This is a genomic window from Bacterioplanoides sp., assembly GCF_965219715.1.
Classification (GTDB): Bacteria; Pseudomonadota; Gammaproteobacteria; order Pseudomonadales; family Oceanobacteraceae; genus Bacterioplanoides.
Window position 1 is genome coordinate 414,791 of the sequence record NZ_OZ244785.1, and the last position, 15,741, is coordinate 430,531.

At 48.6% G+C, this 15,741-nt stretch carries 17 protein-coding genes; 11 read left to right on the forward strand and 6 right to left on the reverse strand.

The genetic code is table 11. The annotated features are described in order from the left end of the window. Window positions 1-126: 126 nt before the first annotated feature. Window positions 127-504 carry a hypothetical protein gene (locus ACOQOZ_RS02400; protein WP_420590692.1) on the reverse strand — a complete coding sequence of 126 codons (378 nt, stop codon included), beginning with the start codon at window positions 502-504 and terminating at the stop codon, window positions 127-129. Between the two features lie 147 nt (window positions 505-651). Between ACOQOZ_RS02400 and ACOQOZ_RS02405 the strand changes: the two genes are divergently transcribed. From ACOQOZ_RS02405 to ACOQOZ_RS02420, 4 genes are all read left to right on the forward strand, one after another. Continuing rightward, a complete protein-coding gene (locus tag ACOQOZ_RS02405) occupies window positions 652-1,119 on the forward strand; it encodes a hypothetical protein (protein ID WP_420590693.1) in 468 nt (155 codons plus the stop codon). Window positions 1,120-1,261: 142 nt separating this feature from the next. Next, window positions 1,262-1,912, forward strand: a complete 651-nt coding sequence (locus ACOQOZ_RS02410; RefSeq protein WP_420592389.1) for a HupE/UreJ family protein — start codon at window positions 1,262-1,264, stop codon at window positions 1,910-1,912. 71 nt (window positions 1,913-1,983) lie between these two features. Continuing rightward, on the forward strand, window positions 1,984-2,700 hold the full coding sequence (locus tag ACOQOZ_RS02415; RefSeq protein WP_420590694.1) for a hypothetical protein: 717 nt from the start codon (window positions 1,984-1,986) through the stop codon (window positions 2,698-2,700). A gap of 103 nt (window positions 2,701-2,803) precedes the next feature. After that, window positions 2,804-3,229, forward strand: a complete 426-nt coding sequence (locus ACOQOZ_RS02420) for a VOC family protein (protein ID WP_420590695.1) — start codon at window positions 2,804-2,806, stop codon at window positions 3,227-3,229. 9 nt (window positions 3,230-3,238) lie between these two features. Here ACOQOZ_RS02420 and ACOQOZ_RS02425 read toward each other — a convergent pair whose 3' ends face one another. Next, window positions 3,239-4,408 (reverse strand): substrate-binding domain-containing protein, encoded by a 1,170-nt coding sequence (locus ACOQOZ_RS02425; protein WP_420590696.1) that lies wholly within the window; start codon window positions 4,406-4,408, stop codon window positions 3,239-3,241. Window positions 4,409-4,555: 147 nt separating this feature from the next. On the opposite strand from ACOQOZ_RS02425, the gene ACOQOZ_RS02430 reads away from it, so the two are divergent. Continuing rightward, complete coding sequence (locus ACOQOZ_RS02430) at window positions 4,556-5,356, forward strand: formate dehydrogenase accessory sulfurtransferase FdhD (RefSeq protein WP_420590697.1); 801 nt, start codon at window positions 4,556-4,558, stop codon at window positions 5,354-5,356. A 68-nt stretch (window positions 5,357-5,424) separates the two neighbouring features. Continuing rightward, on the forward strand, window positions 5,425-7,734 hold the full coding sequence (locus tag ACOQOZ_RS02435) for an FdhF/YdeP family oxidoreductase (protein ID WP_420590698.1): 2,310 nt from the start codon (window positions 5,425-5,427) through the stop codon (window positions 7,732-7,734). Window positions 7,735-7,740: 6 nt separating this feature from the next. On the opposite strand, the gene ACOQOZ_RS02440 is transcribed toward ACOQOZ_RS02435, so the two are convergent. After that, complete coding sequence (locus tag ACOQOZ_RS02440; protein WP_420590699.1) at window positions 7,741-8,973, reverse strand: GNAT family N-acetyltransferase; 1,233 nt, start codon at window positions 8,971-8,973, stop codon at window positions 7,741-7,743. A 33-nt stretch (window positions 8,974-9,006) separates the two neighbouring features. Then, the gene (locus ACOQOZ_RS02445; protein WP_420590700.1) at window positions 9,007-10,539 is read right to left on the reverse strand and encodes a PLP-dependent aminotransferase family protein; all 1,533 of its coding nucleotides are present in this window, start codon (window positions 10,537-10,539) and stop codon (window positions 9,007-9,009) included. Between the two features lie 179 nt (window positions 10,540-10,718). Between ACOQOZ_RS02445 and ACOQOZ_RS02450 the strand changes: the two genes are divergently transcribed. The 5 genes from ACOQOZ_RS02450 to ACOQOZ_RS02470 all read left to right on the forward strand — a co-directional run bounded on the left by ACOQOZ_RS02450 (window position 10,719) and on the right by ACOQOZ_RS02470 (window position 13,690). Next, complete coding sequence (locus ACOQOZ_RS02450) at window positions 10,719-11,423, forward strand: GNAT family N-acetyltransferase (RefSeq protein ID WP_420590701.1); 705 nt, start codon at window positions 10,719-10,721, stop codon at window positions 11,421-11,423. Beyond that, window positions 11,420-11,872, forward strand: coding sequence for a GNAT family N-acetyltransferase (locus ACOQOZ_RS02455; RefSeq protein ID WP_420590702.1), 453 nt, complete (start codon window positions 11,420-11,422; stop codon window positions 11,870-11,872). The genes ACOQOZ_RS02450 and ACOQOZ_RS02455 overlap by 4 nt, the downstream gene beginning before the upstream one ends. Window positions 11,873-11,974: 102 nt before the next feature. Next, complete coding sequence (locus tag ACOQOZ_RS02460; protein ID WP_420590703.1) at window positions 11,975-12,433, forward strand: HIT domain-containing protein; 459 nt, start codon at window positions 11,975-11,977, stop codon at window positions 12,431-12,433. Window positions 12,434-12,450: 17 nt separating this feature from the next. Continuing rightward, complete coding sequence (locus ACOQOZ_RS02465) at window positions 12,451-13,245, forward strand: hydroxyacylglutathione hydrolase (RefSeq protein ID WP_420590704.1); 795 nt, start codon at window positions 12,451-12,453, stop codon at window positions 13,243-13,245. A 19-nt stretch (window positions 13,246-13,264) separates the two neighbouring features. Further along, a complete protein-coding gene (locus ACOQOZ_RS02470; protein WP_420590705.1) occupies window positions 13,265-13,690 on the forward strand; it encodes a hypothetical protein in 426 nt (141 codons plus the stop codon). Between the two features lie 12 nt (window positions 13,691-13,702). Here the strand turns inward: ACOQOZ_RS02470 and ACOQOZ_RS02475 are convergent, their stop codons facing one another. Then, window positions 13,703-14,773, reverse strand: a complete 1,071-nt coding sequence (locus tag ACOQOZ_RS02475) for a helix-turn-helix domain-containing protein (RefSeq protein ID WP_420590706.1) — start codon at window positions 14,771-14,773, stop codon at window positions 13,703-13,705. A 70-nt stretch (window positions 14,774-14,843) separates the two neighbouring features. Next, window positions 14,844-15,659, reverse strand: a complete 816-nt coding sequence (locus ACOQOZ_RS02480; protein ID WP_420590707.1) for a metal-dependent hydrolase — start codon at window positions 15,657-15,659, stop codon at window positions 14,844-14,846. Window positions 15,660-15,741 lie beyond the last annotated feature (82 nt).

A 15,741-nucleotide genomic window follows, 5' to 3' on the forward strand; every position in this document is an offset into this window, starting at 1 on the left:
AGGTTCTCCACCTGTCCGTGTGGAATTAGCCCCCTGGCTACGCGCACTGAGTACGCAAAACAGGCGTTACAATTCCAGACGGAAAAAACGAATTAACACAAAATTTAGATAGAACTGTGGTGTGAATTACGCGTTTGGTGGAGGAAGCAGGGGCTTATAGGTAACACCGGTGTAGCTGTGGTAAATATTCAGCGGTTTTTCGCTTTGCATTTCTACCAGAGCAACTTCGGCAACATGGGCGAGGGGGCAAACCACATGAACGTGTACTTCGTCACGGGTGTCGTGACCTTCTTCGCCATGGGGAATGGAATGTGAATCGGATGACTCATCATGATCATCAGCACTTTGGATTGAGAAGATATCAACCAATGCACTTAATGAATGAATATGGGGTGTTTCACGCATAGAGTGGTCTTCGGCAGACAGGTGCACAGACGCCGCCACTGTATTAACCAGTGTGTGCTGTAGCAACAAGACAAATACCAAAACCAGTCGCAGAGACATGATTCAACCCATTAAAATTTCTAACAAAATACGTAATTACCAACGACTAAGCAATTCGGATTACGTTTCTATACAAGCTGATTAGCCTATGACTCGCTGCCAGTGGTAAGGTTCCATTAGTTAATTGAACCGATCAAATCCCTTATTTTGACTACTACGAACACTGGCCATGCCTCGCTGAAGGCGAAAAAACCACAGACCCGGCTATTGGCGCTAGCGCTGATTCTGCTGCTGGTTAATGGTGTCAGTGCGTCTTTGGTTGGCCTGGTGGTTTCTCATGCCAGTGTTGAATTAAATGAGTTGATTGCCGGACATCACCATAATGATGTTGATCAGTCACATCCTGGTCATGATCAAAGTCAGAGCCAGCTGGATCATCAGTTGTCACATGATGATCATTCACAACAACATGATGGTCATCCGCATGATACTCATCCACATGGTAGTCAGGCGCATCACGACGCCAGTGATCATATGCATGATATTCCCGGGCAATTAAATACTCGCTTGCTGCGTAATACCGAAATTGCTGATTTTCCCTTCCATTTAATCGAACGCGATGAGCCTGTCCGTGCTCATTATCCGTTTGAGCGCCCTCCAAAAACTCTGGCTTGACTGGCACCTGTAGAGTGCTGTTTGTTCCGGCTTAAGTCCGGACGTATTTAAAATTTATTCCGTTTTAACAAGTTATTGTTTTGGAGCTTGTATGTTTCAACCTGTTTTTCAGCGTTGGCGGTTATGGCTGCCTGCTGTGATTATGATGTGTTTATTGCCTCTGGAGGTGATGGCTCACGCCGTTGCTGAAGGGGATAAGGGGTATATTCAGGAAATTTCCGGTACCCATATCGTTTCGTTTATCTACCTCGGGGCCAAACACATGGTCACCGGTTACGATCATCTGCTGTTTCTATTCGGTGTGATATTTTTCCTCTACCGCATGCAACATATTGCTTTGTATGTGAGTTTATTTGCACTGGGTCATTCCACCACCATGTTGCTGGGTGTGTACTTTGAAGTCGGCATCAACAGCTACATCATCGACGCCATTATTGGTTTATCTGTGGTGTACAAGGCGCTGGATAATCTTGGTGCTTTCCGTCGCTGGTTTGGTGTGCAGCCGGATACCCGGGGGGCGACCCTGGTGTTTGGTTTATTTCACGGTTTTGGTTTATCCACCAAAATTCTTGAATATCAGATTTCACCCGATGGCCTGATCCCGAATTTACTGGCTTTTAATGTCGGTGTAGAGCTGGGCCAGCTACTGGCGTTAAGCGCTATTTTAATTGTTATGGGGTTCTGGCGTCGCAGTCATTCCTTCGGACGTCATGCCTATATGGCGAATGTTGCCATGATGAGTGCTGGCTTTTTGCTGATTGGTTACCAGCTCAGTGGCTATTTTTTAGTCTAGTATTCGGCCTGTTTTTTGAACCAGTTTTATTTTTTTAGATTAGTTTTCATTTTTTAACGAGTGACATTTTTATGTACAACGCAAATTTACCCTCGAAAGATGAGCTGCCAAGCTCAAAACAACTGATTAAATCCACGCTACTGGCACTGGTTGTCGCCATGGTAATACTGGTCACTGTGGTATTGCCTGCGGAATATGCCATTGACCCAACCGGTGCGGGCCGTTGGTTAGGTCTGACGGATATGGGTGAAATTAAACAGCAGTTATCAGAAGAAGCGGAAGCGGATCGGGCGCTGGCAGCTGCAGAACAAAAACAGTCGGCCGAGTCTGCCCCGGTTAACAATGTGCAAGTGCCAACAGCCAAAGCAGTTGGTGATGAAAATTCTGCGGTTGAAAAACAAGTTGAGGTGAAGACAGAGCCCGTATCTTCCCAGCCAGAGCCGCAAGCACCATCACAACCTGTCTGGAAAGACACGGTTCAATTTGTCTTAACACCAGGACAAGGCACAGAATATAAGCTGGTGATGAATGCCAATGCCGTTGCTCAGTATTTCTGGGTGTCTGAAGGCGGGCCTATTAATTTTGATGCCCATGGTGACGGCCGGGTGAATGGTCAGCGTCGTTCCATTTCTTATGAGAAAGGGCGTGGCATCGCGGAAGATCAGGGTGATTTAACCGCTGCCTTTACCGGCAAACACGGCTGGTTTTTCCGCAATCGTAATAAACACAATGTGACGGTCACGCTGAAAGTAAAAGGCGACTACAGTGAGTTAAAGAAACTGATTTAAATCGCTGGCATAATTTATGTGGTCTTTGACTCGTCATTGGCCACATATCCATTGTGATCTCAGTTATCGTCACATTCATTGCTCAACAAACACAGTACCTATCATGCAACACAACATCATTCATATTTCTCTGCTGGTTAATGACTACGATGAAGCACTGGAATTCTATTTGGGGAAGCTCGGTTTTGAGTTACTCGAAGATACGCCTCTGGACGATCATGGCAAACGCTGGGTGGTGATTGCGCCAAAGCACTCTCAGGGTGTAACGCTGGTGCTGGCTCGCGCATCCGATTCTCAGCAACAAGCTCAGATTGGCAATCAGTGTGCCGGCCGGGTGATGTTATTTCTCAGTAGTGATGATGTGCAGCGTGATTACGAGCAATGGACATCCGCTGGAGTCACCTTTGTGCAACCACCGGTGGTATTACCACACGGTACCGTTGCAATCTTTGAAGACCTGTACGGCAATCGCTGGGACTTGATTCAAATGTCAGAACGTCACTCATTGAAGTCGCGTTTTAGTGAATAAAACCGGCGATTAGCTGGTTAATACCAGCGCCAGGTCGATGATTTCACCACTATGGTCGGCGTTATAACCGGCCAGCTGATCCACACTGTGTCTGAACGACGCCGACGATATCGCTTGAATAAAACTTTCTACCGCGGCTTGTTTGAGTTTTCTCTGGTGGCAAACCAATAAATAGTCTTCCTGACAGAGTGGGATAAAATCCAAATCAAATTTATGTGCGGCTTCTTTTACGCCAAAACCGACATCGGCCATTCCCGCCGCAACAAACGCGGCAACGGCCGAGTGGGTAAATTCATGATTGTGATAACCATTAATGCTGGCTGCATCGATGTTGTGATTAATCAGTAACTGATCGAACAGGGCGCGGGTACCACAGTCCTGTTGGCGGTTAATAAAGCGCGGTCGAATGCCATCTTCTTCATTGATAACTGCGAGATCCTGCAGGTCATTGATATTCAGCGGATTGTTTTTTGCGACGATCAGCCCTTGTTCGCGACGGATAAAACGAATCACTTTATGGGCGCGCGGCTTTAACAGGCGACGATAATCTTCAACCAGTGATGGCACCAATACATCCGATGGCAAGTGGAAACCGGCGATATCACACTCATCACGGTTCATTGCTGCCAGTGCCTGCAGGGCGGTGTTGTATTGCAGATCCAGTTGCAGGCTTTCTGCAGGTGCCTGACTGTTTTCTGGAGTGAGGTTGTCTTCTGATACGCGGCTGTCTTCCAAGTCGGCGGACTGATCATGGCTGGTTAAGGCAGACGGCAGCAGCTCAACCGCATAACCATGACTGGCCTGAATTTTCAGCACTGGCGCGGCATTGGCCAGCGCTTTATTAAGCTCGACATTAATTTCCGATGCCATGCTGGCCATCTGCGGTTGAAAGCGTGCCATAACCCGCTGTTCTGCCCACACCAGTTTTTGCCCCAGTGGTGTCAGTTGTGCACCTTTTCCACGTTCAAGAATCACCAGCTCGGTACCAAAAAAATCCGACCACTTATTAATCAGATTCCAGGCATGGCGATAAGAGATGCCCGTGGCTTTGGCTGCATGGGTCAGTTTTTTATGACTGAATAAGGCAAGCAGCAGCTGAAACAGCTGCGGATCAAGACGGTTGCCGTTGTCATCATGGAACGACCAGCTGGGGTGAATATGGATGCGTTTAGTACTCATAGAATTAAATAGGAACAAAAATGCATATTTTCACCATCATACAAGGGTGCTAACTTTTATCCAGTTATAGGTAGATCTTATAGAGTATCTGCCTGTTTATATATGAATAGCTATGCATATTAGACTGATATTGAATTGGGAGGCCGGATGCAATCAGTTTGTGCTGTATCGACCCTGTATGGTTCCGCCTCTGAACAGCTGAGTGACGCCACCGAGCTGCATGAAGCCGCGATTGCGATCTGTATTAACGGCATCAGTCAGGCGGTGATGATGGCAACCCCGCGCGACTTGGAAGCCTTTGCCCGTGGTTTTGCCATCAGTGAAGGTCTTATCGCAAACGCCAGCGATATTCTCGATGTTGAAGCCGAACAGATTCCGGATGGCTGGCAGGCCGATATCCGGGTATTGGCCGCTGCTGAGCACCAGTTAAAAGCACGGCGTCGGTTAATGGCTGGTCCCAGTGGCTGTGGTTTATGTGGCACCGATTCCGTGTCGGCGGCGATCACTTTGCCGGAAGTGACACAGAGTACCGCCTGTGTGCCGGATGAAGCTGCTATTCGTATGGCCGTCCAGCAACTGCCTGAAATCCAGAAACAGCAGGGTTGTATCCGCGGGCATCATGGTGCGGCATTTTTCGATTTGCATGGTTGTTGTATTGCGCTGGCGGAAGACGTTGGCCGGCACTCCGCTCTGGATAAGCTGATTGGCCGTTTATTGTCTCAGCCGTTAAACAAGCAGCAATCAGGTCATAAAAGTTTAACCGGGCTGCAGGGTTTTGCCGTTATTACCAGTCGTTGCAGTCATGATCTGATTCAGAAATCCGCCCGTAGCGGTCTGGGTAATCTGGTGACCTTATCGCCACCAACCGATCTGGCGGTTAAATCCGCGCGCCAATGTGGCCTGAAACTGTTCTGTTTTAAACGGGGTGAACTGCATCGCTTTGCCTGATGCAAATTTACCTTTCGCTATTGTCTGATTTTTAAACCAATAAAAAATTAATATCCGAGTATTTTTGTATGAGCCAGTCCAACGATTCTTCGTCTCCGTATTCTCATCCTGCTGGTGGCTGGGGAGCGTTAAAAAGCTCGGCCAAACATCTGGCGCAAAGCGAAAATGCCATGGAAGGGGTAAAAGCCTTATTAAATGCCAACCAGCCAGACGGTTTTGATTGCCCGGGCTGTGCCTGGGGTGAAGAAAGCGACAGCGGTAAAATTAATTTTTGTGAAAATGGCGTTAAAGCCATCACCTGGGAAGTCACCAGCAAACGGGTTGATGCGGAATTTCTCGCTCATTACAGCATCAGCGAATTAAAAACCTGGACCGAACACGAGCTGGAGAAAAGTGGCCGGTTATCTCAGCCATTATTTTATGATGGCCGTTCTGATCATTATCGGGCGGTTTCCTGGGAGCAGGCCTTTACCATTATCAGCCGTCAATTAAAGCATCTGAATACACCGGATGAAGCTCTGTTATATACCTCCGGGCGTGCCAGCAATGAAGCGGCGTATTTATATCAGTTATTTGGCCGTATGTTGGGCACCAATAATTTTCCGGATTGCTCCAATATGTGTCACGAGGCATCCGGCGTTGGTCTGACTGAAAGCATTGGTGTTGGTAAAGGCACGGTAACTCTGCACGATTTTGATAAGGCTGAAGCGATTTTTGTCTTTGGTCAGAATCCAGGCACTAACCATCCTCGTATGTTAGCCACGCTACGCAAAGCGTCGAAACGCGGTGCCAAAGTGGTGGCGATTAATAATTTAAAAGAGCGCGGTTTGCAGCGTTTTTCTGACCCACAAAGCCCGAAAGAAATGTTAATTGGTGCCAGCACCAGTATCAGTCAGCATTATTTTACCCCACGCTTAGGTGGTGATATGGCATTGGTTCGGGGTATTGCCAAAGCGTTATTTGAGCGTGTGGCGAATGACCCGGATGCGGTTGGCTCAGATATTATTGATTACCACTTTATTCACCAACATTGCGTTAATTTTGATCAGTATCAGGCTGAAATTGAAAAAACGTCCTGGGAAAAAATTGTCAATCAGAGTGGTATCAGCCGCGAAGACATCGAGTTAATGGCAACCATTTATGCCAACAGCGAACGGACGATTTTTACCTGGGCGATGGGTATTACCCAGCACCGTCACTCGGTTGCGACTATTCAAGAGCTGGTTAACCTGTTGTTGATGCGGGGCAATATTGGTAAAGAAGGAGCGGGTGCTTGTCCGGTAAGGGGTCATTCTAACGTTCAGGGCAATCGCACCGTGGGTATTAACGAACACCCAACTGCGGCATTTCTGGATGCATTAGAGCAACGTTACGATTTTGCGATGCCGCGACAATCCGGATTAAACACGGTGGATTCCATTCATGCGATGTTAAATGGCGAAGCCAAGGTATTTATTGCATTGGGAGGCAACTTTGCCGCCGCCGCTCCGGACAGCGAATTAACTCAGCGTGCTCTGGCCAACTGCGAATTAACCGTTAATATTGCCACCAAGCTGAATCGAACCCATGTCACGCCGGGCAAGCAGTCGTTAATTTTACCTTGCCTGGGACGTACTGAAATTGATACTCAGGAAAGTGGCGAACAAGCCATCACCGTGGAAGATTCCATGAGTATGGTGCACAGCTCTCGTGGGGCGAATCTACCGGCGACTGAAAATCTGCGATCGGAAACCGCTATTATTGCCGGAATTGCGGATGCCACTTTGGGTGATAAAACCGTTGACTGGTTGAAGCTGGCCGGAAACTACGCTCTGATTCGTGATGAAATCAGTGCCGTGATTCCTGGCTTTGAAAACTTTAATCAGCGTATTCAGACGCCGGGTGGTTTTTATCTGCAAAACAGTGCAGCGCTGCGCCAGTGGCGAACAAGCTCTGGTAAAGCACAGTTCTCGGCCAAAGGATTACCGGACGCTTTATTGCATGAAATGCCGGTTGATCAGCAAGATCGTCGTTTTTCTCTGCAAACTCTGAGATCTCATGATCAATACAACACCACGGTGTATGGTCTGAACGATCGCTATCGTGGTGTTTCCGGTGAACGTGAAGTGTTATTTATGAGCCCGGATGATATTGCCGCGCTGGGTTTTAGTGAAGGGCAGAGAGTGGATATCAGTACGATATTAGACGATGACGCGCTTTCTGCATCCGAGTCTGACTATAAAGTAAGCGCCTTTAAGATTGTGCCGTATCAGATTCCCAGCGGTTGTGTGGCGGCTTATTACCCGGAAACCAATCCGCTGGTGCCACTGAGCAGCGTTGCTGAAGACTGCGGCACACCTACTTATAAATCGGTGCCTGTGCGATTAACTGCCAGTTGATATCACTTAGCTGTCGTCACATTTAAACGGCAGCAGTGTTTCTGCATCTTCCCGATAAGCGTGGATATGCTGCTGCTCTTCATCAAGAAAATTAGCCACCGCCTGATTAAATTCCGGGTGTAATAATTGATGAGCGCTGTAGGTCAGGGTGGGCTGAAAACCTCGGCTGATTTTATGTTCACCCTGGGTGCCCGGATCAAATCGTTTTAATCCTCGCTCGATGCAGAACTCGATGCCCTGGTAATAACAGGCCTCAAAATGCAGCGCATCAATATCCACCAATGACCCCCAATAACGGCCATACAGGGTGTCGTTATCAAACAGATATAACGCACAGGCAATGGTTTTATCCGGTGCATCGTCATAAGCCGCACACACCAGTAACATTTGCTCAGGCATGGTGGCCAATAACTGACGGAAAAAATCCAGATTTAAATAACCACGGGAACGACGCCGGGCATAGGTCATTTGATAGCAGTGATAGAAGACTTTAATGTCGTCTTCACTGATCTGGTTTGCGGTTTTGCGTTCGATGCAGAGTTTTTGCTGTGGGATTTTATTCCGTTCTTTTTTAACACTTTTGCGTTTGCGGCTGGTGAAGTGCTCCAGATAATGGTCAAAGCTCTGATAAGGCTCACCATCAGCTCCCTGATTAAACCAGTGAAACTGACAGGCCTGACGCCCTAATACCTGAGGTAATTGGGATAACTGCTGGTGACTGTTCTGGCTGATAAAGTTGATATGCAAGCCGGATAAATCCAGCTCCACACACTGGCGATACAGTTCCGCTGAAATGGATGGCCAGTCCGGTGCCGAAGTCCCCAGTACCCTTGGCCCGGTGGCTGGCGTAAAAGGCGCGGCTAACAGCAGTTTCGGGTAATAATCAAAACCGTGGCGTTGATAGGCATCAGCCCAGGCCCAATCAAACACGTATTCGCCATAGCTATGTTGTTTAATAAAACAGGGCAAGATTTGCTCGATTTCACCTGAGCTATTTTCGCCAATCAGGTAATAAATTAACCAGCCGGTGTGGCTTTGTTCAAACGGATTATTGGTGTTGGCATCGATACACTGATTGTCTTCCAGCGCTTTTAGAAAACGATAATCAAGAAACGGGTAGAGCATTTCAGATTCACCCGAATCGTTGTTGCCACAGCTGTGGTGTAACAATCGTTGCCAGGTGGTTGAGTCAATGTCGTTAATTGATCGTACTGGATAATAAGTCAGAGAATCAGACAAGTATCTTTACCCAAAGAGTCGGTTATTTTTCAGTCACTGTTTGTGTTGCTGTAACAACTGCTTCAGTTGCTGCACACCTGCCGCAAGTTCAGCTTCCGGCGCCCCGGAATAACCCAGGATTAACCCTTGCGGTTTTGTCTTTATATTATCGGGATAACAGTCGGACAATGGCAATGCCTGAATGTTCTGTTTTGCCAACTGTTGTTGCAGATTCAGATCGCTGAAATCCGGTTGAGAGGCACTGACCTCAGGATAAAACTGAAACAACAGATGTAAGCCATTTTCCGGCAGAGTGCAGTCACCAAATTCTGCCAGTTGTTGTTTAACCAGCGGATATAAAAAATCACGGCGTTGCTGATAGATGCGTTTCATTTTGCGCATATGGCTGGCGAATTTTCGATGTTGTAAAAAGTCGGCCAGCGCTGGCTGAATCGGTAATGAAGCGATATTGCCCATTTTCTTCTGTGCCTGGTGGAAAGCCGCAATTAACGAATGTGGCACCACCAGATAACCAATCCTCAGTGTACGGAACATCACCTTGGTGAAACTGCCGGCCCAGATCACCCGTTGCTGCTGTTGTTCAGGGTTCTGCGAATACAGCTGTTGCGAAAGACTGAATAAAGACACCAATGGGGTTTTATGAAAATAAAATTCCGAGTCGTAATCATCTTCCACCAGCAGGGTGTTATTTTCCCGGGCGTAATTCAGCCATTGCAGGCGGCGCTCCATCGACATGGAAATCGCTAACGGATATTGACGCCCGGGGGTTAGCCAGGCCAGATCCGGCTTCTGTTGCTGTTGCTGTTGCTGTTGCTGTTGCTGTTGCTGCTGGTGTTGATAGTGATGCGGCAACTGCGCGCCCTGGTCATCAACATCACAATAATGAATTGGCCGGTGTTTAAATCCCTTGGCCAATGCCGGATAGCAGGGCTTCTCTAATGCTACTTCCGCATCCTGGCCAATTTGAGCATCCAGTACTGTATTTACCAATGCCACCGCATCACGGCTTCCGGCGGTAATAATCACTTGTTGTGGAGAGCAGTCGATCCCCCGTAGCCCTTTTAAATACTGGCAAATGGCCTGTTGTAAGCCGGGATAACCGCCGTCGGGGAAGTTTCGTAATAACGCCACGTCAGCCTGGCGCCAGACCCGGGCTGAGCTGCGTGCCCAATCGGCGAAGGGAAACAGTTCGACGTCCGGACCGGTATCGAATACCGCTCTTTGTGGATTGCCCGCTAACGGGTTTTCAGGAGTTGTGTTGTCTAACGCGCTTGTCTGCTGCGGCCTGTTTTCCGCCAAACCAGACACATACATGCCCGATGCCGGGCGGCTGATTAAATAACCTTCCGCTACCAGTTGCTCATAAGCATTAAGACAGGCGGTGCGCGAGATACTCAGCTGTTGCGCCAGCTGGCGTGAAGAGGGCAGCTTGGCTCCGGCAGAGAGCTGCCCTTGTTGGATCTGCTGGCGAATCTGGTCGCTCAGGCGGCGAAACAGAGGCTGCTTTGGTTCAGGCCCGTCTTTAACCGACAGGTTCAGAGTAGCCAGTTCCGGTCTTCTCGGCATATTGGTTTTCTCGACATACGGGTCTTCTCACATAAGAGATAGCTCCACTGGTATCTGTAAAAAAGATAAAAGTGGATATTAAGGAGAGTCCAGTTTCGACTTAAGCTGATGTTTTTACAAGCCCGGTTGGCGCTTGATGAATGGAATCCGTGAACTTTTGCGAGCTTAAGGAGTAAAAAATGACGATAAGAAAAAATCCGTTGGGGCAACCCATCGGTGAGCCATTGCCTGACTGGCAGCCTTGCCCAAAGCCAGAGGCTAAGCCGTTATCCGGGCGCTTTTGTCGGCTGGAAAAACTGGATGTTGAACAACATGCTGAGCAACTGTTTCAGGCCTTTGCCCTTGATAAAGAGGGTAAAAACTGGACCTATCTGGCTTATGGCCCGTTTGACGATTTCAGTGCCTTCAGGGACTGGCTGATATCGGACTGTCTCGGGGCCGATCCGCTGTTTTTTGCCATCGTTGATCTCAAAACAGAGCAGGCGGTTGGTATGACAGCGCTGATGCGTATTCAGCCTCAACACGGTTCTATCGAAGTTGGAAATGTACACTTTTCACCACTGATGCAACAAACGCCTATCGCCACCGAAGCCATGGTTTTGCTGATGGCGTATGCCTTTGAAGAGCTGGGTTATCGTCGTTACGAATGGAAGTGTGACGATCTTAACTTACAGTCGAAAAAAGCCGCAAAGCGACTGGGTTTCCAGTATGAAGGCACCTTTCGTCAGGCCGTGGTGTATAACGGCCGCAACCGTGATACCGCCTGGTTTTCTTTATTAGACAACGAATGGCCGCAACAAAAGGCCCGCTTTGAAAAATGGCTTTCGCCAGACAACTTTGATGAAAACGGCCAGCAGATTCATTCACTGGGGAGAAAGGTATGACGCTTACCATCGGCTCACCACAGACAACCGACTTCGAAAATTGGGCAGAACTGTATCAGGGTTATGCTGATTTCTATCAGGTGCCAATGAATGAAGAGATTCAGCAACAGGTCTGGCATTGGATTCATGATGAGAATCAGGCGTTTTATTGCCTGGTGGCCAGGAATGAAGAGGGCCAACTGCTGGGACTGATGCATTACCGCGCGATGCCATCGCCGTTAAGGGGCAAGATGGTTGGTTTTCTCGATGATTTGTACGTTGTGCCCGGAGTGAGAAAGCAGGGTGTCGCTAAGTTGTTGTTTGCAGAACTTAAGGCACAGGCTGAGCAGCAGGGCTGGCCCTTCGTGCGTTGGATCACTGCGCCGGATAATCATCAGGCCCAGGCGTTGTATAACCAGCTGGCGGATAAAACCCCGTGGCTGACTTACCAGATGAACTGTCAGATGTAATACAGCTGTCTGTTAGCTGCAGATAAAAACTCTCCGCAAATCAGTGACCTGTGCCAACATCGGAGCTAAGATTAAGCAAAACCTATGATCAGGAGAACGACGATGTTTCAGCTCGATGAACGTCTGCAGGGAGATACAATTTTGCTGGGGCGCTTGCCTCTGTGCCAGGTATTGCTGATGAATGACAGCCGTTATCCATGGGTGATTCTGGTGCCGGCCCGTAATGATGTGCGCGAGTATTATCATTTGTCGGCGGAAGACCAGCAGCAGATGATGAAAGAGTCGGTCTGGGTAACGGAAAAAATGGCTGATCATTTTTCCGCCAAATCCATGAACGTAGCGGCTCTGGGTAATGTGGTTGCTCAGCTACATGTTCATCATATCGCTCGTTTTGAAGACGATCCGGCCTGGCCAGGTCCTGTCTGGGGTCATAGTCCGGCGGTTGCCTATGCGTCTGATGCGCTGGAAACCCAGGCACACGAATTAAAGAGCCTGTTTGAAAGCCATTTCGTTGAAGATCTGCACGCGGAAGAAGACGCCGAAAATAATATCTACTGGTAATATCGGTTACTGACTGAATGAAAATCCTGCGCCGTTATATGTTTAACCGATTGGGTAATTTTAATTATCTGATCGGTTGCGAACAAACCAAGCAAGCCATCGCTCTCGACCCGCTTGATGGCGAACAAATGTTAGCCCTGGCAGAACAGCATGGCTGGCAAATCAAACTCATCATTAATACCCACGAACACCACGATCATATTGAAGGCAATCCGGTGGTTGCTGCAGCGACCGGTGCGCAAATCTGGGCGCACAAAAATGCCATGGGGAAAATTCCAAATGTCGATCGTGGCCTGGTTGCCGGAAATCTGGTTGAGCTGGGTTCGATCCGGTTAAAAGTGTTGTACACCCCGGGACACACTCCGGTGCATTTGTGTTTGTTGGCGGAAGCCGATGAGCACAATCCGGTACCGATTTTATTCTCTGGTGATACTTTGTTTAACGCTTGTGCCGGTAACTGCTTTAACGGTGGTGACGTCGACACCATGTACGACACCTTTGTTTCTCAGTTGAATCCACTGCCAGACGAAACCCTGTTGTATCCCGGGCACGACTACATGAAAAATAATCTGGGTTTTGCTTTAAGCCGTGAACCAGGAAATGCCAGAGCGTTACATTGGCAGAAAAATGTGGCGGAGCTGGAACATGATGATATGCCGATTATGACGCTGGGTCAGGAGCGCAGCTACAATCCGTTTTTGCGTCTGCACAGCGATAAAATCCGCCAGACATTAAAACAGGAATTCCCGCACCTGGGGGAAGGTGACCGTGATGTCTTTAAGGCATTACGTGCGTTGCGTGATAAATGGTAAGCAGTAACAAGAGCCAAACATGATTAATAGCGAATTACCGTCTGCGTCCGGCACTATGTTAAAACCCTTTCGGTTTATGGTGGTTTTTTCTTTGTTGTTGCAAATCAGCTGGCTGTTGCTGCCGCTGAGTTGGTCGTCTTTGTATTCCAATGAGCAAATGGAACTGCTGCAGTATTCAGGCATGGGTGCGATGGCAAATATCACGAGCTGGTACCTGGCATTAACCGTTGGCTTTTTTATTACCGCTATTGGTTTGTGGCGATTAAAGCAATGGGCGCGTATCGCTTATGTTGTGGTCACCGTGCTGGCGGTTTTTGTTATCGCTAATTCCGGAATTTCCGTGGCGCCTGCATTTGATAGTTTGGTGTATCACTTGTTGGCGTTGGTTGATGGTGCCATTTTAACCTTTATGTATCTGACGCCATTACGACAGGATTTTTCCTGACAAGGTGCCCATTTAACCCTGTTCGGATGGATCTATAACAGGGCTTGTGGAGTTGTCCCGAAATTCCCCCGGAGTTTTGCCACTCCACTTTTTAAACGCCCGGCAAAAGACCGCCGGGTTCTGGATGCCACACTCAAAAGCAATTTGTTTGGTGGTTTTCTGGGTGTCGATTAACAGCCGTCGGGCGATATTAAAGCGCGCCTGGTCCAATAGCGGCTGAAACGATAAACCGTCTTCTTTCAGTTTACGATTTAGTGTTCGTACCGACACCGCCATTTCCTGCGCCAGCTGTTCGCGGCTGAAAAAGATGCCCTGACGAGCAAACTGCTCAATGGTACGCCGGGTTCTGAGGCTGAAACTTTCGTGGTCCCGGGTGGATTCCGCCTGTTGTTTCAGCTGCTCCATATACAGGGCGTGCATGGCGGTATTCGGACTTTTCAGTGGTTGCTCCAGTGCCGAACGTGGGAAGCGAATGGCAGGGCGAGAGGCCATTTCCTGCAAGCTGCCCTGGGTAAATGTTTCAAATTCCGTTTTGTGTTTGCCCAGACGATAGGGCAGCGAATATCGCATTTCTATCGATAAACCGCTGCTGCGAATATAAAAGGCAAATGCACAAAAAATTAATTCCAGCATGGTGCGCTCAACATTGCGATCGAACTGTACCAGTGGCGTCAGGGTGATTTCGGCAAATTCCTGTTGTTCTTCAAAATGAAAGTCAAATCCCGGGCTGTAGATAAAGGCATACTGCTGAAAGGTTTCCAGCGCCTGACGAGACGTGGCTGAATTCACTAGCGCCAGGCCTAGTACGCCCAGGGTGTCTTCTTTAAATACCTGTCCCAGTTGCACGCTGAACGGCAGAGACTTATCCGCCATCATGCGGCCAACGGCCATCAGCAACTGAACATTATGACCACTTAAGGTGGCGTGGGGGTTGGTCAGGCTGTGGGACGGAATGCCCAGCAACTGATAGGCACGTTGCAAGGGGATATTCATACGCGATAAGCGTGGAGATGCGGCGATAAAGTCGCGCGCCAGCTGGCTGTAAATAGCAGGGAACTTTAATTGTTTTAATTCTTGGCTCATGGTTCAGAGTATAACCGCGGTTGTTCTCTGACCACAGGGAAAAGGCCGCCACAGTGGCGGCCATCCATGATTAATAAGCGGCGAGATCGACCCGGGCCTGTTCGATCAGGTGCTCATCATCAACCTGGTTCGGATGGAAGCCAGGTTTGAAATAAGAGAAAAACAGCGGCGTCAGATATGAATTACGTTTTAGAACCTGGCGCTGACTTTTGCGGATCAGGCTGGCAGCCTTCCAGCGCCCAAACCCTTCCTGGCGCATAAACATATTGGCGAATTTAAAGGCGTACCCACCCACCAGAACGATGGCAATCAGGTAGCCGAAAATGCGCAGGAAGTAGTTGCCGTAGGCGGCTTTATAAACATCAAAAGCAACCGCTTTATGTTCGATTTCTTCAATTGCGTGCCATTGCATCAGATCACGCATCAAAGGATGGGCGTTGACCACATCTTTATCGAGCAAGGACACACCACCCGCGATGGCGGTCAGATGCTCGGCGCCAGCGGTCATGGCCAAGCGCAGGCCTACCGGCAGCTTTTTGCGCAGTTTAATGATCAGCTGGTCAAACTTGTTCAGTTCGTCACGGAACTGGTAGCCGTTCTGATCGAGGATCTCAAAGTACTTCAGATGCTCAATCGAATGTTGTGCTTCCTGACCGTAGAAACCTTTGGCCTGTTGGCTGAGTTCTTCGGAAGGGTTGTCGATCTTCTTCAGACCATCCCGTACGGCGTGCATAAAAAACCGTTCGCCTTCCGGGAAGAGCAGATTCATGCCGTTAAAGAAGTTGCTGAATGCCAGATTGCCGTTGAGATAATCCCGTGGCACGGCATCAAACTCGAAGTTCATTTTGCGTACCGGAATTTTGCCGGCTTCATGGGCTGCGCTCATGGCGATCTTCCTTTTTGTTGTTTGTATTAAGACTATCCGAACGGCTGTTTTATGTGGGTCATTGTGTATGCATATCGGGCCA